This window comes from Paenibacillus sp. LHD-117, assembly GCF_030929555.1.
GTDB lineage: Bacteria > Bacillota > Bacilli > Paenibacillales > Paenibacillaceae > Pristimantibacillus.
Genome location: NZ_JAVFVT010000052.1, coordinates 23,225 through 47,575 on the forward strand (window position 1 = coordinate 23,225; position 24,351 = coordinate 47,575).

The 24,351-nt window shown below is 54.2% G+C and carries 15 protein-coding genes; all 15 read right to left on the minus strand.

Annotated elements, in window-relative coordinates:
* Positions 1-6: 6 nt before the first annotated feature.
* Positions 7-1,080: an EpsG family protein gene (locus tag RB620_RS27960; protein ID WP_308100170.1), complete on the minus strand. Its 1,074-nt coding sequence runs from the start codon at positions 1,078-1,080 to the stop codon at positions 7-9.
* 33 nt (positions 1,081-1,113) lie between these two features.
* Positions 1,114-2,028 carry a glycosyltransferase family A protein gene (locus tag RB620_RS27965; protein ID WP_308100172.1) on the minus strand — a complete coding sequence of 305 codons (915 nt, stop codon included), beginning with the start codon at positions 2,026-2,028 and terminating at the stop codon, positions 1,114-1,116.
* A complete protein-coding gene (locus RB620_RS27970) occupies positions 2,025-3,161 on the minus strand; it encodes a glycosyltransferase family 1 protein (RefSeq protein ID WP_308100174.1) in 1,137 nt (378 codons plus the stop codon). Before RB620_RS27970 ends, RB620_RS27965 begins: the two co-directional genes overlap by 4 nt.
* Complete coding sequence (locus RB620_RS27975) at positions 3,052-4,236, minus strand: glycosyltransferase family 2 protein (protein WP_308100177.1); 1,185 nt, start codon at positions 4,234-4,236, stop codon at positions 3,052-3,054. The genes RB620_RS27970 and RB620_RS27975 overlap by 110 nt, the downstream gene beginning before the upstream one ends.
* Entirely contained in the window at positions 4,199-5,368 is a 1,170-nt protein-coding gene (locus tag RB620_RS27980; RefSeq protein WP_308100200.1) for a glycosyltransferase family 4 protein, read from the minus strand. Before RB620_RS27980 ends, RB620_RS27975 begins: the two co-directional genes overlap by 38 nt.
* Positions 5,369-5,393: 25 nt before the next feature.
* On the minus strand, positions 5,394-6,275 hold the full coding sequence (gene galU, locus RB620_RS27985; RefSeq protein WP_308100179.1) for a UTP--glucose-1-phosphate uridylyltransferase GalU: 882 nt from the start codon (positions 6,273-6,275) through the stop codon (positions 5,394-5,396).
* Between the two features lie 22 nt (positions 6,276-6,297).
* Positions 6,298-8,130 (minus strand): polysaccharide biosynthesis protein, encoded by a 1,833-nt coding sequence (locus RB620_RS27990; protein WP_308100181.1) that lies wholly within the window; start codon positions 8,128-8,130, stop codon positions 6,298-6,300.
* 161 nt (positions 8,131-8,291) lie between these two features.
* A complete protein-coding gene (locus RB620_RS27995) occupies positions 8,292-8,960 on the minus strand; it encodes a CpsD/CapB family tyrosine-protein kinase (protein WP_308100182.1) in 669 nt (222 codons plus the stop codon).
* Positions 8,950-9,681, minus strand: coding sequence for a YveK family protein (locus RB620_RS28000; protein WP_308100184.1), 732 nt, complete (start codon positions 9,679-9,681; stop codon positions 8,950-8,952). Before RB620_RS28000 ends, RB620_RS27995 begins: the two co-directional genes overlap by 11 nt.
* A gap of 103 nt (positions 9,682-9,784) precedes the next feature.
* Positions 9,785-10,180 carry a helix-turn-helix domain-containing protein gene (locus tag RB620_RS28005; RefSeq protein WP_308100186.1) on the minus strand — a complete coding sequence of 132 codons (396 nt, stop codon included), beginning with the start codon at positions 10,178-10,180 and terminating at the stop codon, positions 9,785-9,787.
* A gap of 237 nt (positions 10,181-10,417) precedes the next feature.
* On the minus strand, positions 10,418-11,053 hold the full coding sequence (locus tag RB620_RS28010) for a YfbR-like 5'-deoxynucleotidase (RefSeq protein WP_308100188.1): 636 nt from the start codon (positions 11,051-11,053) through the stop codon (positions 10,418-10,420).
* Positions 11,054-11,235: 182 nt separating this feature from the next.
* Entirely contained in the window at positions 11,236-14,007 is a 2,772-nt protein-coding gene (locus RB620_RS28015; RefSeq protein ID WP_308100190.1) for a cohesin domain-containing protein, read from the minus strand.
* Positions 14,008-14,027: 20 nt separating this feature from the next.
* A complete protein-coding gene (locus RB620_RS28020; protein ID WP_308100192.1) occupies positions 14,028-17,909 on the minus strand; it encodes a glycosyl hydrolase family 95 catalytic domain-containing protein in 3,882 nt (1,293 codons plus the stop codon).
* A gap of 85 nt (positions 17,910-17,994) precedes the next feature.
* Positions 17,995-22,911 carry an endo-alpha-N-acetylgalactosaminidase family protein gene (locus tag RB620_RS28025; protein WP_308100194.1) on the minus strand — a complete coding sequence of 1,639 codons (4,917 nt, stop codon included), beginning with the start codon at positions 22,909-22,911 and terminating at the stop codon, positions 17,995-17,997.
* A gap of 22 nt (positions 22,912-22,933) precedes the next feature.
* Positions 22,934-23,944 carry an S-layer homology domain-containing protein gene (locus RB620_RS28030; RefSeq protein ID WP_308100196.1) on the minus strand — a complete coding sequence of 337 codons (1,011 nt, stop codon included), beginning with the start codon at positions 23,942-23,944 and terminating at the stop codon, positions 22,934-22,936.
* Positions 23,945-24,351: the final 407 nt, after the last annotated feature.

Consider the following 24,351-nt stretch of genomic DNA (forward strand, 5'->3'; position numbering starts at 1 on the left):
CCCTGGTTAGAACGGCCACTTGAGATAATCGCTAGAGTAGCGAATATCCAAGATGATCACATTTTCATAGAAGAAATATAGGAAGTAACAACAGATTAATCCGATATAGACAAACCGTTGATCCTTCTCTCGAAACAGCTTGACGATCCAGCCTAACAAAATCAATTGATAGAGAGTGAAGTAGATACCCAGTCTCGCGAAAATCCAATTCTGCGTCGAGATGATCATGATGACTGCTCCGACGAGGGACAAGTTGACGATGATATCGCTCTGGGGAAAGATGCGGGCTAATTTCTCTCTTCCGAGAAACGCGATGAGGACTGGAACGATGTAGACGATGACTCGCAGCACGTTCGCTCCGCCTTCTTGAAAACTTTGGTACTCCGAATATTGCGTATTCTCGATAACGGCGAACAATGCCGTAGAGAAGTAGTTAAATCCGACAACGACCAGAATTGCCATACTAAGCATTAGCATGGATGTCAACGTCCAAGCTTTGCGCCGGACCAAGAAATAGATCGGAAGCATGATGAGCGCGCTCTGATGAAAGAACGAGGCGAAGACGACGACTGCGAAGAAGCTCTTCCACTTGCCTTCCAGCAATGCTTTTGTCGCCGCGAACACCATTGCCGCAGCTAGAAATTGGCGGATTCCGTTCATGGATACGATGAACGCACCCGTCGTGATATAAGCGTAAAGGCTCAGTTCGATTTGCCTTGCATATTGATAGAACACGACGAAGATTAACGCATTCGTAGCAAATGCCGTTAAAAAGATCATCAACTGCGGATCTTCCGTCATTTGTTTCAACATCATTTGGAAAATATTAAATGCGATATCGTCACCTTGAAGCACGGACATCCACGTATAATCTGTTACTCTATAACTATGCATATAAAGAAACGTATCTCCGATGTTATTGCGGAGACCCGCCACGACGATCAAACAAACGGCGCCCATCATGATGTAAATCCGGTTAGGCTGGATGCCGAGCGGTCCGCTGACCGTCGCAGTAGAAAAGTATCTGGCCATGAAGGCGTTAAAAAAAACGACCAGCAGCGCAAACCATATCATTTCCATTACTCCGCATCCTCCCTTCCGTTCACAATGCCGTTAGCCTGTCTTGACTACTGTGCTCCGTTTCGTTCGAACAATATAGACGAACAACGCGAACCCGAGCGGCACGGCAAGCAGCGTCGTCCATTTGCGCGGCGACTCTGCGATAAACCTCCGGTTCCGCAGCATCAGACTGCTGGAAACGTAATGCACCGCCTCGCGGAATCGGTCCCTGTACGTAGGCGCATGCTGCATCGCCGTTCTCCGGAAGAAGGAGAAGCCCCGCGGATTGCGAATGTACTGCTTCACCATGTTCATGCTTGAGCCGTCCGTCCGGTATTCGACGAAACATAACACTTCATTCAGGACAAGAAGAGGCGCTTGCTGATCGATCAAAATATATTTGTACGAGAGCGGGCAATACTTCTCTCCCTCGTATAGCGGATAAGGCGGGCATGCTTTGGTCAGCTCCGTCCGATAGACGAGCTTCTTGTCTCCTTTGACGCCATGTTTCGCATACAAATCGGACAAGGTTGTGTTCTTTAGCCGCTCGGGCATCCGCGTGCCGATGACCGTCCCGTCCGTGGCCGCGTCGAGCGCGACGATGCCCGCGTACTCGCTGCCGCCTCGTTCCTTCCAGAACGTGAGGATCATCTCTACCGCGTTATCCGCCATAAAATCATCGGAATCGATGCAGACGTTTAGTTCCGTATCGATCAGCTCGTAAGCCGTATTATGGGCGCCGTGCATCCCTTGGTTCTCCTGGTGGACGTAGCGGATCGGAAAGTCGGCTTCCTCGATCCACCGGTTCACCAGTTCTTCCGTTCCATCCGTCGAGCCGTCGTCGATAATAAGCCAGACGAACTGTTTGCTTGTCTGTCTCAGCAGACTTTCATAGCAGAGATGAAGCGTATACGCCCGGTTGAACGTTGGCGTGAATACGGTCAATGGGGGTTTTGTTTGACCGCTCATCTCATCCCTCCGCCCGATGCCTCAGCCGGTTCGATTCTCGATCTGTAATAGGCGCCTAGCCAGTCGGCCATCGTCTCCGCGTCATAACCGCTTGCCTTAAGCTGGCTTCGCGTATCCGCATGCTCGTAAGTCGATGCCAATACCGCGTCGCTCCAAACCTCAGGAGATTGGTCCAGGGACAGGAACGATACTCTGCCCGTAATGTCCGACTCCTTCGTAATCCGGTCGGAGACGATGCACCGCAGCCCCGCGGCTTGCGCCTCCACCAAGACGACCGGCAACCCTTCGAAGAGCGACGGGAAGAGGAACAGATCCATCGCTTGCAGCAATCCGGCGATGTCCTCGCGAACGCCTAGGAACTTCACCGCGGCGGAGATGCCGCGTTTCTCCGCCTCCTTCTCCATGGCCGGACGCAAATGCCCGTCGCCTGCGAGTATGAGCATCGTATTCGCGTTGCGCCGATGAATCGCTTCGAAGATTTGGAGCAGGAAGCGGTGATTCTTCTGTTCGTTGAACCGTCCGATATGGCCGATAACGATCCGATCGCCCGCTCCAAGCTCTTCCCTGACGGCTACCCTCGCGGCTTCGTCATACCTGAACTCCGAAGCATTCACTGCGTTATGAAGGACCGTCACTTTGGCCGATGACGCCTTCTCCTTGCCGAACAGCCACTCCCCGGCCCTTGCCGAACAAGCGAAGTAATCGCTCGGATGATCTTTGATCGACATCCTGGCATATAACCGGAACGGATATTTGTAATCCAAGCCGAGATCGCTTAAGTGGCTGTGGATAATGCGGCAGGGAACGCCCGCCCTTCTTGCCGCTCTCAGCACGAAGCCGCTGTTCTCGTTCATGTGGGAATGGACGACCTTATAGTCGCGATGCTCGGCGAAAAACGCGTCGAGCTGCTTGAAGTAGCGGCGGTAATTGCCCGGCCGGATTTGCGGCATCCGGAAGATGCGTCCGCCTAACGAGGCGATTTCGGCATCGTAATGGCCTTCTTCCGTCCGATGGACGAGGAAGTCAAACTGTATGCCTTTCTCCCGCATTTGACGGTAATAATTCATGAGCATCGTTTCCAGCCCGCCCCGGTTCATGACGGTGACGACTTGCAAGATCCTTAACGGTTCCACGGTTACTCCTCCTGATCGGCTTCTTGGTTCGCATCGCTTCCATGGCGATTAACATGACGTATACTGCAAGCGACATCCGCAGTTTGGCCATTCCGTAAAAGAGCCGCCACAAGGGCGGACAGGGCTTCGGCTGAAACGCGTTCAACGCCTTGCGGAACGTCTCTTCGCGAAGCAGGCTGCCCAGCTCGCGCATTCTCCCAAACACAGATTTGGGATTCGTGCGGCTGACGATGTTGAGCCCGAGTCCGAGCACGTTCATCGCGATCCGATTCGATAACGCCTTCAGGCGAATGTCCTTATCGAGCCGCCTTTCACCCGCCTCTTCCATCTTGTCGTAAAGGACGCGGAATTGAGCCGCCAGCATCGGCTTATATCGAGTCGTGATCGAAGCGTCGTTCGCTCTCCAATAGTGGTAATAAGGCCGGTTCAAAAAAACGAATGTCTTCGCTCTGCTGCATGCCGATATATTAAATAGCGTGTCCTCGTTACTACCGATCAGCGAAAGATCCGTGAACCGCACGCCTTCCAGCAGCTCCGCCCGGTACAGCTTCGACCAGACTGTTCCCCAGGCGTCCAAGTTTTCCGGCATCGCGACTTCGTCCCCGATCGGGCCGATCAGCCGGCGCGTGACGCGAGACTGAACCTCCTCGCCACGATAAACCGTATAGTCCGGCTCTTCGAACGTTTTGGGCCTCGCGAATCCGCCGAACTCCCGAACATAGGCGCACATTACGATATCCGCGTCTTCCTGGCGGGCAACCTCCAGCATATTCTCGTACATCCCGCGATCGGCCCAATCGTCCGGATCAACGAAGCCGATAAATTCGCCGGTGCAATGGGAAAGTCCGATGTTGCGAGCTGCGGCAACGCCTTGATTCCGGCCGTCTATGACAACGATTCTAGGATCCCGTTCGGCATATTGGCGAAGCAGCCCGAGGCTGCCGTCGCTCGAACCGTCGTTCACCGCCACGATCTCGATCTCCCTGATGCTCTGTCCGATCAAGCTGTCGAGGCATCTGGGCAAGTAACGCTCCATGTTATAGATAGGCACGACGATACTGATCTTTGGCTCCACCCGGCGACGCCTCCATCATAAAGGTCAAGTACATCTCCCCCAGCTCCCCCATCACCTGCTCGAGCGAATAACGCTGCGCGCGCTCCGCGCTGCGTTCGCCCATTCGGCGCCTGGAGTCGCGGAAGAAATAAAGCAGCTGCAAGCGGCTCGCGAACGAGGCGACGTCATCGGGCTCGACGATAAAGCCGGTTCGGCCTTCGTCCACCAGCTCGTTATGGCCGCGGTTGCGAGTGGCGACGACCGGCAAGCCGCATGCCATCGCCTCCATCACGTTGACGGGCAGCCCTTCCCGAAGACTGGACGCGGCGGCGGCGTCGCACATCGGGTACAACTCGTCGAGGTCGTCCCGGTAGCCCAGGAACTCGACCATATGGGCAACACCCAGCTGCGTGGCAAGCGCTCGGCACTCGTGCAGCAGCGGCCCCTCGCCGGCAAGCAGCAATCTTGCGGTCGGCGCTTTGGCCTTCAGCTTCGCGAGCGCGTAGATGAGCAGCCGATGGTTTTTGTTCGCGTTAAACTCCGCGGCGTAGATTAGCAGGAAGTGATCGGGGCTGTAGCCGTACCGCTCCCGCCTGACTCGTTTCTCCTCTTCGCCGATCGGCGCGTAGTAGGCGGTATCCACCCCTACGCCATGGATATGCGCGATCATTCCCGCGCGGAAGTCCGCACGGCGGGCGCGACCGAAGTCCTCCTCGTTAATGGTGACGAGACAGTCCGTGCGGGAGGCCAGCCAGCGCTCGACGGGATAATAAAGCAGCCAATTGCGCAGCGGCGCTCCTTTGTAGAAGTGGAAGCCGTGGGCCGTATAGATCACTTTCGTCCCCCGCGCTCTGGCGCCCCTCGCCGCTAGCCGGGCCAGAACGCCGCCCATCGGCGTATGGCAGTGGATGATGTCGTAACCTTCCTTGTCAATGATGGCCTTCAGCATGCGGTAGGCCTTCAAATTCGCTCGCTTCAATGGCGATCGCTCGATCGGCAAGTCGAACTTTTGGTCCGTATGCGGCAGAACCAGCGTGCCCCTAGCAGCTACGTGAACCTCCCAGCCCATCTGCTGGAACCACTCCATGACGGGCAGATGGAAAGCACGGAAGTGATAATCCACCGTCGCGCAAAACAATATTTTCGGTCGCATTCGCATCGCGATGACATCCGCGGCCTTATTGCGGCGCGGTCTCCTTCTCCAGCGTTCGGGTCAGGTATTCAAGCAGCTCGTAACGCAAGTCTTCGCGCTGTAGAGCGAACTCGATCGTCGTCTGGATGAACCCCATCTTCTCGCCGACATCATATCGTTTGCCGTCGAATTCATAGGCAAACACGGCGCGGGAGCGGTTCAGGGCGGCAATGGCATCCGTCAGCTGGATCTCTCCCCCCGACCCCGGCTCTTGTTCGCCGAGAATGTCGAAAATTTCCGGCGTCAGGATGTAGCGGCCCATAATGGCCATATTGGACGGCGCGGCTTCGCGGCTTGGTTTCTCGACCAGATGGTTGATCCGATGAAACGCAGGCTCCATAACCTTCCCGTCCACGATGCCGTAACGGGAGACAGCTTCCTCGGCAACCCGCTGTACGCCGATGATCGACGAGCCGTATTGCTCGTACTTCTCTATCATCTGTTTCAGGCAAGGCTTCGGCGCGGAGATGATATCGTCCCCGAGCAGCACGGCGAACGGCTCGTCGCCGATGAACTTGCGGGCGCACCAGATCGCATGGCCCAGTCCGCGCGGCTCCTTCTGGCGGATGTAATGGATGTCGACCATGTCCGACGACTTCCGCACCTCCTGCAGCAGCTCGAACTTGCTCTTCGCCGCCAGAATTTGTTCCAGTTCCATGGAATTGTCGAAATGATCCTCGATCGCGCGTTTTCCTTTGCCCGTGACGATGATGATGTCTTCGATCCCGGATTCGATCGCTTCTTCGACGATATATTGAATCGTCGGCTTATCGACGATCGGCAGCATCTCCTTCGGCATCGCCTTCGTGGCAGGCAGGAAGCGGGTTCCTAAGCCCGCCGCCGGTATAATCGCTTTTCTTACTTTCATCTCCGCACCGCTCCTTCTCTCTTTATCCCGTAATGGTAGCCAGCTTCGACTCCGATTCCCGAACGACCGAGTTCGCGAGGTCGAGCAGCCTCACTTTCAATTCCGCGCCGTTCATGGCGGGGAAGGCTGCAATTATCGCTTCGATCTCCTCGTAGAGGATGTCGGAAGCCTTGCCGATATAGATCTTCGGATACACCTGCTGCTCGGTCACTTCGTTATCCTTCAGCATCTCTTCGAACAGCTTCTCGCCCGGCCGGATGCCCGTATAGACGATCCCGATCTCTTCGACGGCATATCCCGACATTCGGATGACGTTCTGCGCGAGGTCCGTGATCCGCACCGGCTCGCCCATGTCGAGCACGAAGATTTCGCCGCCTCTGGCCAAGGCTCCCGCTTGGATAACCAGCCTCGATGCCTCCGGTATTGTCATGAAATAACGGACCATATCGGGATGCGTGACCGTGATCGGTCCCCCTTTGGCGATCTGCTTCTGGAAGAGCGGAATAACGCTTCCCCTGCTGCCGAGCACGTTGCCGAACCGGACCGCCACGAAGTTCGTATGGCTGACGCGATCCATGTGCTGGATGATCATTTCGGCTAGCCGCTTCGTTGCGCCCATGACGCTGGTCGGATTAACGGCTTTGTCGGTAGAGATCATGACGAACGTCTCGACGCGCGCCTTGCTCGCCGCCCTTGCCGTGTTCAGCGTGCCGACCACATTGTTCTTGAACGCTTCTTCCGGGTTGCGCTCCATGAGCGGAACATGTTTATGGGCTGCGGCATGGTAGACGACCTGCGGACGATGCGCGAGCATGACGGCCGTCATTTTGTCCGCGTCCTGCAAATCCGCGATTTCCGTAAAGAACTTGATGTTCGTATCCTTGAACATCTCCTTCAGCTCCATCTCGATCGCATAGATGCTATTCTCGCCATGGCCCAGAAGAACCAGCTTCTCCGGCAGGAACCGCGATATTTGCCTGCATACCTCTGAGCCGATCGAGCCGCCCGCGCCCGTCACGAGCACGACCTTCCGCGTCACGTAGCCGGAGATGCTGTCGATGTCCAGCTCCACCGGCTCGCGCCCGAGCAAGTCCTCGACCCTAACGTCTCGGAACTGCGTGACGGATATCCGGCCGGTGGCCAGGTCCTCCAGCATCGGGATCGTTTGCGTCTTGGCCGACGTTCTCGCGCATTCCGTATAGATGTCGTACAGCTGCTTCTTGCTGAGCGACGGAATCGCGATGACGATGTTGTCGATCTGGAGCTCCTTCGCCCGCTCCCCGATCCCTTTCACGCTCCCGCATACCGGAATGCCCATAATATCCAGGTTTTGCTTATGCGGATCATCATCGACGAACGCGACGGGATAAAGCTCCGTGTCGGAATTGCTCAGCAGCTGGCGGACGAGCATTGTGCCTGCGGACCCGGCCCCGACGATCAGCGTACGCTTGCGTTTCCCGCTCTGTTTATTGAAGCTGCCCCTGACGATGCGCCAGATGAGACGTGAGCCGCCTACGAGCATCAGATGGATGAGCCAAGCCGCCGCGAGCAGCCGGAACGAGACATGCTGGTAAGCCGCCAATTGGGCAAGCCCCGCCGCGGCGACCGATAGCGTAACCGCCTTAAGGATAATGACCAACTCGCCCACGCTCGCGTATTCCCATGCTTTTTTGTACAGCTTGTAGGCGAAAAAAAACGTATGATGAGCGGCAAGCAACGCCGTCGTGACCAAATAAAAGGATGGCGTCTCCGCCTCATAAGTCGGCCCCAGCAGCAAGCGGCTAAGCGCCATGGCGGCAACCACGATGGCCGAATCCAGCAGAACGAGCAGCGACAGCCTTCGCCGATACGTCATAATCAACCTCACCTTTCTAATCTCGAACTCTATATCTGTTCTTCATTAAGAACACTACTGCCGCAGGAAACGTCGATTCGACTCGCGTCGCGCCGACCTGTATCCTTCGAACTAGAACTCCTTCTTTTCGTTTCCACAAAAAAAGCGTTATCCGATTGGGATCATCTAACGCTTTTTTTATTCAGGATCGCGCCTACAATGTTCGCTCCAGCGAACGCGAGCGATTGTTTGGCTTCCAACGCCTTGCTATGCGTAGTCTTGCCGCAACGCAGCAGCAGCACGACGCCGTCGCATTTGTTCACCAGCGCGTTCGTATCCGGCGCTGCCAATACGGCGGGACAATCGATGACGATTCGGTCATATTGCGATGAGGCGGCTTCCAAGATCTCTTTCATGCGGTGGGAGTCCAGCATGTCGGTCGAATGCGTCTGAAGCACGCCGCTCGTAATCAAATCCAGACATTCGATCTCCGTCTGCTGCGCCGCCTCCCCGAAGGGCAGCTGATTCGCAAGCAGATTGGATAAGCCGGGCGACATCTGGGTATTAAACAGCTTGTGCAGCATCGGACTCCGGAAGTTGGCGTCGATCAGCAGCACCTGCTCGCCCCTCTGGGCCATGCTGATCGCCAGGTTGACGGCGGCCGTCGACTTTCCGTCTCCCTCGGCGGGCGAAGTGACAACGATCGTGCGGATCGCCTTGCCCTCCGAAGCGAACTGAATATTGTTGCGGATCGAACGGAATTGCTCGGAAATTTTGTGCCCCGGATTCAGATACGCCATCAGGCTTCGGCTTACGACTTTTTTGGCAATCTTCGCCTTCTCACGAACCAATGCTCTCACTCCTTATCATAGCGGGCTTCGACTTCTTCGATTGCTGTGCGGCGGAGCGCGGCTTTATTCTCGATACGTGGCCTAACATGTTTAGCCCCAACAGAGATTCGACATCCTGCTCCGTCCGGACGGACTCGTCGAGCGACTCCAGCAGGAACGCAAGGCTGATGCTTAGGATCAAACCGATAACAAAAGCGACATATACGATCGTATTGCTTACCGTATTGATCGGGAACGGTTCGGGTTCGGCGGAGGTCAGCAGCCTTATGCTCTGGACGCCGAGCGTATCCATCGCAACCTCACGGTACTTCTCGATGATGGCATTGGCGATGTCCGCGGCTCGGTTCGGGTTCGTGTCCAGCACGCTAACGACCGTAATAAGCGAGGAATCCACGCTGTCGACGCGGACCTGGCTGCGAAGCTGGCCGGGCGTGGCGTCCAACTGGAGCTCTTCGATGACCTGATTCAGAACGATCGGCTCTCTGACGAGCGCTCTGACCGTCGTCATCATATCGTTGCTGGCAGCGATGATCACGCGGGTGGAGGAAACGTAGATTTGCGGTTCCGGCCTGTTATTGTACAGAATGCCGAGCGCGGTCAACAAGCCGGTAAGCAGCACGATGAGCCAAAGTCGTTTTTTTATGATGTGAAAAACGATTTTCAAGTTGATTTCCTTTTCCTTGAGCGGCGCGAATCCCTTGTTCACACGACTGATTTCCATTCATACACCCACTTATTTTGTTAGTTATATAGAACACTAACTAGAGTGTAGTTCTTTATATAGAACATGTCAATACAATTCGGCTTCATTTTTTTGTGAACGATTAGTGATCGATATGCAGAATGATGATGTTGGACGATTTTTTTTTGCCTGCTGACGGCGGCTCATCCTTCCACTTATGGGAACGGACCAAGTCCTTCAGCACTCGGAAGTCGCCGGAACTCATTCCCTCGTCGACGGCGTCCCGCAGAATGGAATGCCATTCATCGTCAAGCACATCCTCCACCCATACCTTCGGCGAGAGCTCCTCGCCTAACAAATATTCAATATTGGTATCGAGGTGGTAAGCGATTTTGGCCAGCACCTGAAGGGAAGGATTGTTCTGTACGTTGCGTTCGATATAGCTCAAATACGATTTCGAAACGCCCGCGAGATCCGCAAGCTTCGTAATCGAGTAACCTTTTTTTTCTCTCAGCGATTTAATCCGTTCCCCAATCATAATATTCTCCTTCAATCAGATTAGATCCGTATCGTTGGCAAGCGTAACGGCGGTCGGGAGTCGTTATAACGGACGATTTCTTTTATTGTAGTTCTTTAAAGAGAACAGGTCAATAGCTGTAACGCCAAGCTTTTTATGAAAAATCATTTATTTAAATTCGTTATAGTGAACAACTCTCGCGATCATTGGACGCAAAAACAAAAAAACTTACCCTCGTCGCCTCAACGAATGGGTAAGTCATTTCGCGCTCGCCAGCGCCTCTTCCGTTATTCTTCTTATATCGACCGTCGATACGATTTCGTCGTTCACCATGTCCGGCAAAATGTGAGCCAGGAAATAGTCTACGCAATGCAGATCGATGTTTTTGATTTTGATGAGCGCATGGCGATACATTTCGATAAATTCTTTTTCGGTATTTCCGCGCCGCAGTTCGGCGAACGCCTCATAGACTTGATCCAGCTTATCCGCAACTTCCAGGATCAGTCCTTCGGTGGATTCGTCCTTGCCCTCCCGCAATTGCTGATGGAAGATCGATTTGAACTCTTCGGGGATATGCTCTTCGATGAATCGGTCGATCATGCCTTCTTCCACCTGCTGAATTAATGAACGAAGCTCCCTTGAAGCGTGTTTCACCGGCGTTTTGATATCCCCGATAAAAATTTCTCCATAATCGTGGCTGCTCGTAATTTCGTACAACTTCTTCCAATTGACGAGAGTCCCGTTCCGTTCTTCGATATCGGCCAATGTTTTGGCGTACTGGACGACTTTCCACGAATGGGCCGCCACGCTGTGCTCCTCGAATTTGAATTTGCCCGGACATCTGAAGATTCTCTCCAACTCATTCAAAGATCTGAAATAATAATGGATTCCCATGTTGTCCTCCTGTCGTGTCTTCGTTGTTAATTGCGATTGATTAACCCTACTTCAGTATATGACTTGTCTGTAAACGCTGAATGAAACCGAATCGTTTCTTTCGTTAACGCGAGCCCAATCTTCCGTCAACATGATAAGAAGGGAAAGAAGCCATCGCTTCTTTCCCTTCCTCTTCCTTCGTGTTAGCTCACGATTTGATTTGCAATTGCGGCAAGGTCGAAGATGTCGATGACGCCGTTGTCATCCATATCCGCGATTTTGATGCGATTCCAGTCGGCGCTTTGCGATGTTTTGCCATAGTTCGCCGCCGCGATTGCCAGATCGCCGACGCTGATCTTGCCGTCGTTGTTGGCGTCGCCTGGTATGCCTGCCGGTTCAGCCGCTACTTTCACGCTGACGGACGAAGTTTCCGCTTTCGTTTCGTTCCCCTCGTCGCCCCCAAGCGTCGCATCCGTCACCGCGATCGTCCCTACCGTTTCCTGGGAAACGGATTTGGCCTTGAAGGTCAGTTCCGCAACGTCCAACGTTCCTTTCGCGCCATGGCCTGCGCCTTCGCTCGCGATAATGAGACGAAGCGTACCGTCGCTATTCCGCGCCTCGACGATGCTCAGTCCATCCTGCGCCGATTGTGCCGACATGAATTCCATCGCGATCACATCGTAGCTTATCCGAATATCTTGCGCGTATGCCTCTTCCGCGATGTTCTTTAATCCGAGCTTCACCGTAAACGGTTTGCCCGACTCGACGGCGGCCGGACCGCTAAGCGAAGTGGAAGGCGCCTCTGCCGGCACGACCTCTGCTATGCTCACGTCGTCGATGTAGCTCTTCTTCGCGGAACCGGTATCCTTCCAGAAATACAGCGTGACGCCCGACGTCCCGCTTCCCGTCGTAAATTCCAGCTCGTACAAGGCATATTCGACCGACTCTACCGGAATCTGCACGGATTTATTGCCGGTTGACGAATCGGTCCATTTCACGCCCAAATACAGTTTTTGGTCCGCGCCTCCTGATTTGGCGTACGCGCTTAAGCGGTAGGTCGTATCCGGCGCGACGGCTATTTGCTGCTCGATCGAGGCGCCTCCCGAAACTTCTTTAATATACCCTGCGAAGCTGCCTCCGTGCGCGTGGCCGTCATTTATGATGCCGGCATTCCATTGCCACTGCCACGGATTCGAATTCGCATGCTGGGCCGTATTCTCGAAATTCCCGTTTCTAACGACCGCCTGCGGTTTCGGAATGACCGGCTCGAACGGGTCGACATGAGGATACTGCACCGCTTCGTATTCATGTACGCCTACGTCGGGCATGCCGTTATAGATCGGGTTACCATAGTTGTCACGCGATCCTGGATTATGCGTGACGCCGATGAAGCGGCCCGCGTTAATCATCGGAGAGTCGGCGGACAGCTTATAGCCGTCCAGTTCGGCCCAACTGACTTGATCGGGAACGATCGGGCCAGTTTTGTTCAGTACCGTGCCGGCTTTGCCCGGATCGACCAGCTTCGGATCTCCCGTCAGCATAAACGGATCGGGAATTTGTTCCTTCGTCGGCACATTGTTGCCGAAAAACGCGTTATTATGATATTTCCAGGTCGGCTTGGCCGTATAGCGTCCCGTTCCATGGTTAATGAAAATATTGTTGAACAAGGAGACGTCTACGCCGCCGCCTTGGCTGACAAGCATGTTCGTATTCATGCCTGCCTTTACGTAGAACACATTGTTATAAACTTTGACGTTTTCAACATTGCTGCCGCCGCAAATCGTAAACGTTTGGTACTTGTCGTTCTGGCTGATGTTGTAGCGGTAAATCCCGTCTTTCACTTTACCGCCCCTGCCGTCCGCGCAGACGAGCAGCGTGCCGCCGTCATTGTTGTACGTATAGTTGTATTGATAAATAATGCCTTGCGTGGCATGGTCGAAGTCGAACGGCTGTCCGTCTCTCGTCGAATAACCGCCTGTCACTTCGTTGAACTGATACAGCGTATTGTCGCCGTCCCATGTCCACATGCCGGCGTTGTAGCCTGTCGAAGTGCGGTTATACCCGTCAAGAAAATTGTATTCGACCAAAGCGCCGTCCGTCATATGCGGCACGATGCCGTCGCCGCCGATGTTGTACAGCTTGTTGCCCCGAATGACGACGTTCGTGACTGGCGTCCAAGGCGTAAGCGCGCTTTCCCCGTAATCCAAACCATCTCCAAGCAACGGCCTGTTCTTCCAATCGTTCCAGATCATAATGCCGGAACGCGAGACGTCTCTTATCTCATTGTTCATAATTCGGACATCGTCGAACGTCGTGCGCTGATGGACCGAACCCGCTGCCGGAACGCCATTCACCAAGCCCGCGATTTTGACGCTCACTTGAATGCCCGAGCTTCCGTTTACGTCCTTCTTATCCTCGCCGTTCACGTCATGGACGTACAGATCATGGATATAGATGCCGCGCAGCGTTTTCGTATCCGCAATATTCGTGACGCTGCCTTTCTCGAAGTCTTCTCCCGACACGAGCACGCCTCGGCGTGGCGAAGTGGCAGGCGCGGCGCCTTTATTCGTAATTTCCAAATGACCGATTTCCCAATATTGCTGGTTGTATAGGTAGACCGCATTCTCCACTAAGCCTTTGCCTTCGATTAACGGCCTGTTGCCTTCGCCGTATTTGCCGATGACGATAGATTTGCCTTCCGTTCCCGAACCTTTGGGACTCAGCGAACCCGTCCATTTGCCGCCGGCTTTGAACAAAATCCGGTCGCCCGGCATAAAGGTCGTCGCATTTACTTTATCCAACGTTTTCCATGCCTGATCTACGCTCAGTCCGTCGTTTGCATCAGAACCGTTCAAATCATCGATGTAATAGGTTGTATCGCCCGTTCCGGAATCCGCCGCTGCAATCGGAATGCCGGATAGAAGCAAAAGCAAAACGAGACTCAACAGCATCGGTTTTGATTTCATCTTCAACATGTATTCCTCCTCGTGTTCGACTATTTCATCATTCCTTTGGCAACCGCCGCCAGATCCTCTACATCTATTTTGCCGTCCTTCTTGACGTCCGCGATCTTCGCCGTATTCCAATCCGGGCTCGAGCTGGTTTTGCCGTAATGGGCGGCTACGATGCCGAGATCTCCGACGCTTACTTTGTCGTCGCCGTTCACGTCGCCAGGGATGCCCGGCTCTACTGTGGTGACTTCGATCGTAACCGACGTTCCTTCTATTGACGATTCCGTACCTTCGCCGTCAGCGAGCACCGCCTCCGATACCGCGATCGCTCCGGATGCGTTCGCATCCGCCGACTTCGTCAAGAAGGAGAACTCCAGTACGCCCGCCTCTCCCATCAAGGCATGGTCTTGCCCTTCGCTCGCGACAAGTAGCCTTACGTTCCCGGCTCCGTCGTCTTTCGTTTGCAGCACGCTGATGCCAGGGATAATCGATTGCGCCGATTGGAATTGGAACCGATCCGCATCATAGCTGATCTTGACGTCCTGCGCATACATCGGCGTTGTTAACCCAGTGAATCCGAGTACGACTTTGAAAGCTTCGCCGCCAGCAACCGTTTCAGGCGCCGTCAGCGCTGTCTTCGGCGTAAGCTCCGATTCGTCTACCGGAACATAGCGGAAAGCGTCGATCGAAACGATCGCACTGGAGGCCTGATTGTTTTTAGTTCCTGTTACGACAACCTTGATCGTATGCTCGCCAGGCGTTAAGCCGTCCTTCTGGAACAAGACTTGCTGCTTACGAGTAGACGACGCATATCCGTCAACGTTCTCTGCGACGAGCGCTCCGTCCAAATAGATATCAGCATAACCTTGGTTCGTCTGCAAAGCGCTTATAAATGCAATCGAAGTGCCTTTGAACGTGAATTCAGCCGATGCGCCGATTGCACTGCTGTAGGACTCCGATCCCTTATAGTTCCCCGAGTCGCTGTACGAGTTCCAAGTGCCGGAATAGCGGACCGACGGATCCTTATCGTCCACCGTAATCGGAAGCACTGGAGGCTTCACGGATGAGACGATCCGGTATTTCGCGCCCGCTTCCGATGCGAAAGTAATCGTATCGCCGTCCGTCGTGTAAGCGACAGGCTGGCTGCTGCCGACTTTGCTCACTTTGATCTTGCCGGTATGGACAAAATCGCTGTTACGCACTATAGCTGTATTGCCTTTTTTGGACGTCAGCACGGCTTCTTTCAGTATCGTTCCGTTCCAACTCATGTCTACTTCGAACGCACCTCTCGCTACAAGACCGCTTACGCTGCCGCTTGCCCACGCATCCGGAGTAGCCGGGAGCAAATCGATCGTGCCGCGATGGCTTTGCAGCAGCATCTCCGCGATACCCGACGTCGCCCCGAAGTTGCCGTCGATCTGGAACGGCGGATGTGTGTCGAACAAGTTGTTCAGCGTACTTCCGCGCAGCTGCTCGCCGATCAGCTTATGCGCGCGGTTGCCGTCCAGAAGACGCGCCCACAAGTTGATCTTGTTCGCTTTGCTCCAGCCTGTGGCGCCGTCGCCGCGGGAGTTCATTGTCACTTTCGCCGCCGCGAACAGCTCCGGCGTATCATCCGGATTGATAAGCGTACCAGGATACAACCCGACTAGGTGGGAAATATGGCGATGCTGGTCATTCGGATTGTCGATATCATCTTTCCATTCCTGTACTTGTCCCCAGCGTCCAACCTTCGGCAGCCAGAGCTTGCTTCTTTTCTCTTCGACCACTTCGCGCAGATCCGCGTCAATGCCTAAAGTCTCGCTTGCTTGGATGTATTGGGTGAACAGCTCCCATATCAGCTCTTGATCATAGGAAACGCCGATGCCGACATCGCCTTGCTCCGGCGAGTAGGACGGAGAAGAAACAAGCGAGCCATCGGAATCCACAGTCAAATATTCAAGCCAGAATTGTGTTGTTTCTTTAATGATGGGATACAGCTTCTCTGCAAGCAGCTCTTCATTCCCGCTGAATGCGTAATGGTCCCAAACCTGCTGCACCATAAAGGCGTTGGCCGCAGGCGACCATCCCCAGTAGAAGCTGGAGCCAGGCGCCGTGTAGCCGAACGGATTATTAACCGTATGGATAGCCCAGCCTTCTCCTTCAATGCCGTGATGCCTCTTCGCCGTCTCGCGGCCCGGTTCTCTCAAGGAATCGATATAATCGATATAAGGAATATCTGTTTCCGCCAAATTGACAACCTCGGAAGGCCAATAGTTCATCTGGACGTTAATATTGGTATGATAGTCGGCGTTCCAAGGCGGACTGTTCACTTGGTTCCACACGCCCTGCAGATTGGCAGGCAGCGAGCCTTCGCGCGACGAAGCGATGAGCAGATAACGCCCGTACTGGAAGAACAGCTCCTCCAGCGTCCGCTGCTGAACCGCCGTTCCTCCGGACTTGTAAGCGTTCAGCAAGTCGTCTGTCGGAATAGCCGGCAGCGCGCCTCCCAAATCTAGCGATACACGGTTGAACAACTCTTGGTAATCTGCGAGATGTGCATGCCGGAGCTCCTCATACGACTTGGCCAGCGCGGCCGTCATCGCCGTTGTCGCCTTCGCATTCGGCGTCTGCATCGACTTGTAGGTCGGATAGTCGTTGGCATAATCGGTAGCAGCCGTAAGAAGAATCGTTACGCTTTCCGCGTCTTTGACAGAGAGGCTGCTTTGGCCGGCAGTTATCGTTCCTCCCTCGCTGCGGGCGACAAGCCGGGACTCGTAACCCATTTTGTTGCCTGGCACCTTGCCGCTCAGAACAAGCGTGTTGTTCCCTTCAGCGACTACGGTATTGGAAGGCTGCATACCCGTCATTCGGATATTAAAGGAAAGCGGGTCGCCATCCTCCGTTGTCAGCCTCATCGCCATGACTTTATCGGGGTAGCTGATGAAATACTCCCGTTTGTAGCGAACATCGTCTTTCGTATAGCTTACGCTTGCCGTAGCGTTGTTCAGATTCAATTCACGCTTATAATCAGTGACAGGAGACGTGCCCGGGTTGGATGCTCCCGTCATCGTCATCTCCGACAGCTGGATAGCTGTACCACCTTTGCTCACAAGGTCGAATTTGTAGTAGCGGTAAGCGGTTGCATTCGTAAACGTATAACTCTTCGTCTGGCGGCGTGAAGCAAACTCCTCGTTGTTCCGCGTATCGAGCGTCGTCCACTGCGTCCCGTCGTTCGAGCCTTTCAGCGTCCAGTTTTTCGGATCGCGATCAGGAACGTCGTTGCCGGAAGTCATCGTGTAGCCCGTAATGACGGATCCGCCTTCATACTCCCACTGGATCCAGAACGGAGGCTTGTAGTCGCCGGAATACCATTTGGTCGTGATGGAGCCGTCCGTTAAGTTGCTGACCGGTTCGCCGTAAGCCCCATTTTCGGCGCTGGCCGTCACGACGGGACGGGATTGCTTGCCGAAATCAAGGAATACGTCACCGAAAGCCTGATAGGCACCGAAGGAAAAGTCATCCTGATTCCCCCCTCTGACGCCGGTAATATTCCCGAGCAATGCTTTCGCTTCGTTCACTTTGCCTTCCATCAGCAGCGTTCTGATTTGATCCACATATTGCTGCGCGCCGTCTTTAATGCCGTACTGGTAGTTCGGATCAGCACCTGGACCGCCGCTCCAAAGCGTCTTTTCGTTGAACTGGATCCGCTCTTGCTCCACGCCGCCGAATACCATGCCGCCCATATGCCCGTTGCCGATCGGCAGAGCTTGCGACTCCCAGCTTGCCGCAGGTTCGTCGTACCAGAGCGAAAGTCTGCTTTCGGGATCCGCTGCGGCTGCAGCTGCCGGATTCATGCCGCCTGCGGGAAACAAAGAGAGGGTTATCGATAACACTAATGCCGATGCAAAAACATTTGCGCGTTTTTCCAACAATCCGATCATCATCCTATTGCTCCCTTCTTTATCCATTCAGAAGGAAAGCCTATCCCGGCTCTCTCGTTATAGGGGATAGGCTTCCTGTCCTGATGGATTATGGAATGATTTTGTTTGCGATCAGGACGAGGTCGTCCAGATCAATCTTGCCGTCTTTATCGACATCGACGCGCTTGATCGCGTTCCAATCCGGATGAGTAGAATCTTTGCCATAATGCGCCGCGACCATCGCGAGGTCGCCGATACTTACTTTTCCGTCAACGTTGATGTCGCCTAGCAATCCCGGCTCTTCCGCCTGAACTTCGATCGCATGGCTGGATGCCGCCGCCTGCGACTCCGTTCCTTCGCCGCCAGCCAACGTCGCGCCGGCGATCGAAACGGTCGTCTCTACCGTTTCCTCCAGCTCTTTCGATTTGAAGGTGAGCGCGATCAATTCTGCATCTGCCTTGATGGCATTGGCAGCGCCTTTGCTTGCGAAGATGAGGCGCACTTTGCCGCTACCGTTATCTTTGGCTTCGAGCAAGCCGACGCCTTCAAGCAAGGATGCGGCTTTCACGAACGTCAATACGGCAGAATCGTAAGTCACTTCGATATCACCGGCATATACTTCGTTTTCCAAATGCTTGAGGCCAAGATTCACCGTAAATTCCTCTTCGGATTGGGTCGTGTCCGCTCCTGTCAACGACGTGGACGGCTCTTCGGATACCGACGGCACGCGATAGACGTTGATTTCCGCTGCGGAAGCGAAGTTACCGACCGCCTCAACCGCTTCCAGCTTCACATAAGAAGCCGTCGTCTTCGGAATGATAACGCTCTTCTCCGTATTGCTGCGAGCCCAGTTTCCAGTTGCCGCAAGCGTGAACGTCTCGCCATCCGTGCTAACATAGAGGTTATACTTTGTTATGGTGCCGTTGCCCGCGTCCGAACGCGGCAAATATTTCAGTTCGTTGATCGGATAGCTGCCGCCCAGATCAATCGTGATCGATTCCGGCAGATGAGGCGGCGACCATGCCGTATGCCATGCCGTAGATGGATCTCCGTCAAGCGCCTTGGTCCCCTCCGCGCCTGGTTGGACACTTGTAGCCGTCGCTGTCATGCCTGACTGAGGAATGAGAACGTTCGCTTCGTATACCGTAACTTTAGATGTAGCGGTCAGGTTGCTGCCGTCGGTCGTAGTTGCCGTAATGGTCGCCGAACCCGATGCCAGCGCTGTAATTTTACCGTTTTGATCAACAGATACGATGTTTGGCTGATCCGAGCTCCAGCTCAGCATTTTGTTGAACGCATTGGCCGGTTCAACGATAGTCGAGAGCGACTTGCTGCCTTCGAGCGACAGCACGACATTCGTCTCCAGCATACGGAGGCTGCTTACGAGAACGCCTTCCTCCGGCTCGATTGGGCCTTCATCATCGACGCGGACATTGTCCAGCACAAGCGTGCCGGTCAATTCGGCCTGATTGTTGTTCAAGTTTTTAATAATGGCGAGATAAGCGTTCTGAGCGCCGTTCGTTTGGAACGGCAGATCGATTTCGCTTTCGCCAAGCGCAAGCGTCTTCGAAGCGAGGTCGCGAACCGTGCCGTTTTCGTTCGTGCGCAGGGCAACCGTGTACATACCTTCCGTATCCGTCTTGACCTTCATCGTAAGACGGTAATTATGGTCCGTCTCCAGGCGAAGCGTCTGCGGCAGCGTCCGGAGCCATTCGCCCGTTGCGTCTTCATTCGATTTGAGCGAATACTTGCCATCCAACACGTAGGTCATGATCTGTCCTTCTTTTTTCTCTGCCAGATGCGTCCGGACAGCTCCGTTCTTGCTATAGACGAACGGTCCCCAGCCCTCGTCGACATTCTCGAAGTCTTCGTACAGGACGGAATCGCCCGGGTCGGTATGCGTCGGATTTTCCCATACGCGAACGTCGTCCAGATTGACCGTCCCGCTTCCTGCCGCTACGGCGAGATACAGTTCGGCCGTCTCCGCTTGCGCCGTGAACGTCACTTTCACGCGCTGATAATTGCTGTTGTAGTACTTGTGCTGCGGGGCAAAATAAGTATGCGCGGAATCTTCCATGAAGTTGCTGACTTCCTCGCTGCCCTGCTTCACGCCGATCGTCATTTTGCGCTTGCCGCCGATGTTCGCCCATACGGATGCCGTATACGATTTGCCCGGTTCAAGTCCTGTCATTGTCTGCTTCAGCAGCGCGTCGGACGGTCCTTTCACTTGCATGATATCGTCAGCGTTGCCCGTCTTGGCGAATGCGATATGATCGGTATTCGCTCCTGTGGACGACTTGCTCCAAGCGCCGAAGCTTTGGCTGTCGAAGCCGGGATCGAGCGCATGCCCGCCGTCGCCCCATACCATCTCTTCTTCCACTTCGGCAAGACCTTTGTAGAGAACGTAACCTACGCCTATAGTTGCCGTAAGCGTCACTTCGCCGCCTACAACGTTGACTGCGCCGACATGCTCGCGGCCCAGATCGGTCAGCTTATACAGCTGCGCGGTTTGTACTTCGCTCCAAGAAGCCGGAAGCTTCCAAGTCGACGATCCGCCCGCAGGGTTCCAGTGGTAAATTTTCGTTTCCTGAACTGGATCCCATGGAATAAAGACGGTGCTGTCGCCGATATTGCTGCTGTCCGTCATGATCGCGATGTCGTTGCCGCCTTTTCTCAGGTGGATCTTGCCGTCAGCCTCGCGGGCAACTGATACGCCTCCTTCGAAGTCGACGCGGTCGTTTGTCATCTTCATGATTGGGAAGTACTGCATATATTTGGTCGGCAGGTTATGGTTAAAGAACGCTTTTGTCGTTTCATTATAGCTGTAGAACGCTGGATTGGGTTGCCAATAGCCGACACCTACTTGCTTGTTGCCTTTCAGGAGCGGCGTCGTCATGAACCCGTCCAGCACTTCGTTTCGAAGGAACCTGACGACCTGGCTATTGTTGCCTTGGTTCGGATAACCCGGATCCGTTCCCCAATGCACCCAAGCCGCTTGTTCGTAGAGCGGACCCGCGAACTCGGTGCCGAGCATCCAGCCGTTGCCGTTAATGTATTCCGCCAGCTTCGACGCGTTGTAGCCGTTGCCGGAATATACGTCGACGTATACGAAATCAAGGTTGTCGCCGGTATCGTCCTTCAGCATATCGAGCCTACGCTTCAGCTCGCCGGATTCCAGATCCTTGGTCTGATTGACGTAATAGGCTTGATCGAGCCAGCCCCATCCTTTCGCAAGAGGCTGAGTCAGATTTTCCATCTTCGTCTCGTAGGCGTCGAGCATGTATTCTGTCGCGTTGATGTGAACGCCGCCTTTGATGTTGTACTTCTCGCCTTCGCTCAGCACGAAGTTGAAGTCTTCCTTGCCGCCTTGGCGAATGCCGATATGGCCGCCGTAATCCGGATGGGAGTCGTCATGGCCTTCCGCCTGATACCCTTTGAACAAAATGATTTGGCCGAATCCGTCCGTCAAGTTATGAATGTTTTTCGCGTTGTCGAACGCCCGCAGGAACGGGGACGTTGTCGTGGAACCGATGTTCATGCTGATATAAGAGATATTGTCGCGAATCATCTCGCTGCGGTAAGGCTCCGGCGCGTAATCGCGGTATGCGATCGCTCCGTCCTGCCAATCCACCGTGCCGTCTCCGTTCGCATCCGGCGTAATAATGACCTTGGACGATGGAAGCGGCTGCGCTTCGAGCACGTCGCTTCCGCGGTAAATGAATGCACCGTTCCAAACCGATGCTTGTTTGTTGCCGCTTGCGTTATCCGCTATGCGCAGTCGCGACTTGTCGAAGCCGTTCACGATGTTGTTGACGATGGTGCCGGCCAGCTTGTCGTTGTTCAGGAAAGCGTAAGTGCGGCCGCCGCTCGCGTTCGCTGCTCCCGCTTTCAGGTCGTTATATTCCTCCGTAATCGTATTCCAGCCGCCAGGGATTGACACGCCCGTCTCCTTAGCGACCGTCTGCGTGGATACGACGCTGATGAGATCGTGATTCGGGAATTCGATCGACTTCACTTTCTCGGAGCCGTTTTCGGCGATGCGCGTCACGTTGAAGTTCAACGCGTTGCCCATGGCTTCCAGCTCGACGTCCAGCGCCACTTGAATGCTGGGAAATTGAAGCGTGTAGCTGGCTCTCTCTCCCCGATTGCCCGAAGCTGCCGTCTTGACATATTGCGTTGCGGTCGGGAAATAGGATTTGCCATTGATTTTGATTTCGTTCACGCCATTTAATTGACCGAGCATTTCCGCACCGGTGTCCTTCCACGTATATTTCTGCACGCGCGGGAACTCCTTGTCGATGACGACCGACATATCGTCGGACTGCAGCGTATCCGTCACCTCTATGGGCTTCTCCTCCGGTCTATCAATCTTCAGCTCGGTAAGCTTCACATCGTCGATATGGATAACCTTGTTCGCAAACCAGCTGCGAAGGCCAATCTTCCCTGCGTTCAAGGGGAGGCTAGGCACGCTTTCGCTGAATAGCGGCTGTCCGTCGATCCACATGGATATCTGATTTTCCTCGTAACGAAGCTTGAAAGCGTAGACGCGGTTCGCTTCGAACGTATAACTGCTATTGGCAATATCGCCCCATGACTCCTGACCGTTCTTCATGAGACCCCAGCCCCAGTTGCTTACGTCGTAATGGATGACACTGTAGTTATTGCTGTCCGCATAACGCAGTACGAGTCCGAAACGGCTTGGCGCCGCGTTAAACTTCAGCTTCACCTCGTATTCACCGTTCGTATAAGCCGGTGAATCGTTATCATATACGATAACGGCCCCCGTCGTCGTTGCCTTAACCGCCCCATTGTCTGCGGCAAACGTCGTCGTCCCTCTTGCGCGGCTCCAACCACTGATGTTGCCGTCGTTATAATCCCTGAAGTAAACGCTTTCTTCCTCGAGGGCGACTACCTGTGCGGCCTCTTCCGATGATCCGTCCGCAAACACGACGGCAGAAGGCGAAATCAACAGTAAAGATAAGGACAACGACAAACCGACACTCCACTTCTTATAATAGGATTTCAAGTGAATCTCCTCCTTTTCTAAATTACAAGCTTGCCAACAAACGCTTCAGCACGACGGCCGCTTCCGCGCGCGTCGTCTGGCCCTTCGGCGCAAACAACGCAGCCGATCGTCCGTTCATTAACTTCGCCTCCGCCGCGACGGAAACGGAAAACTTCGCCCAACCGCTGATGGAGCTTTGATCGGAATACGAAGGCAGCTTTCCTTCCTTCAACGTTTCCGGCTTCACGCCAAGAGCGTAAGCTTTCGAACGTACGAGCATAACCGCCATCTCTTCGCGTGAGATCGGCTTCTCCGGCTTGAACGAGTCGGCGGTGACTCCGCTAACGAGACCGGCCGCGTAAGCTTTCTTTACCGCATCCTCGTACCAAGCGCCCTTCTTTACATCCTTGAACGGATTGCCGGAGCCCGCCTTGAGTTTAAGCGCACCCGCAAGCATCATCGCGAATTGCGCTCTTGTCACCTCGTTGTTCGGCGCGAACCTGTCCGTGCTCATGCCGGAAACAACGCCGCGGTCCACCATCGCCATGATGTCGGCCTTCGCCCAATGTCCGGAAATATCCGAGAACAGCTTCATAAACGATGTCGCGAGATTCGGGGAAATTGTCTGGCTCTTCAAGTTCTGATCGACGATTTTCATTCCCGTCCACTTCACCTGTGAAGATCCCGCCTTTTTGGCCTTGAACGTCAGCGTAGTGATGTCCAGATTTCCTTTCTCCCCCTTGACCTTTCCGATTTTGGTATGCGCGAACGTTATTTCGCCGTTTGTCACGATCGCAGACACGGAGTATCCTTCGATGTCGGTCTCCGCTTTGACCAGCTCCAGCTTCTCGGGGTCAAAGGTCAGCTTCGCCTCGTACGCGTACAAATCCTCGATTTGCTCTCCGGACAACGTGATCGTGAACTGGCTATTGGACGACTCCGCCGTCGAAGCCTTGAGCTTAAAATCCGAGGCAGTTTGCGCGGTGGCTGGCGTTAACCACATCATCGAGCAGATGGAAACCGTCAATCCATACATCAACCATTTTCGCTTCATCGGCATCGTCCTTTTCGGGTTAGTCCAATCGATTTGGCGTTCTCCGGACAAGAAGATACATTTTGTATCATAATCTTCATTATTCGACATCGCCAAAACTTCCTTTTCGACTACGTCCTCCTATTATTTTTTGCGGACTTCTTGTCTGCGCCCCCATTGTAATCGCTTTTTTTGAGAACCTCCAGCAAGTATATTGACATAAACATTCACTATTTTTACATTCCCTTTCTTCATCCCACTCCTTCCGTTACGAAGGGGCGAACGATCCTCTCAATGACTTGCTAAAATATCGAGTAGGCCTATGCGCATGCGCATAGGCCTCTCACAGATCCGGACTTGCGGGTCGTCGCATCCGGCTCCTCCAGTGATTATCCCCGTTGGGGATGAAGTTCTTTGCAAATCGTATA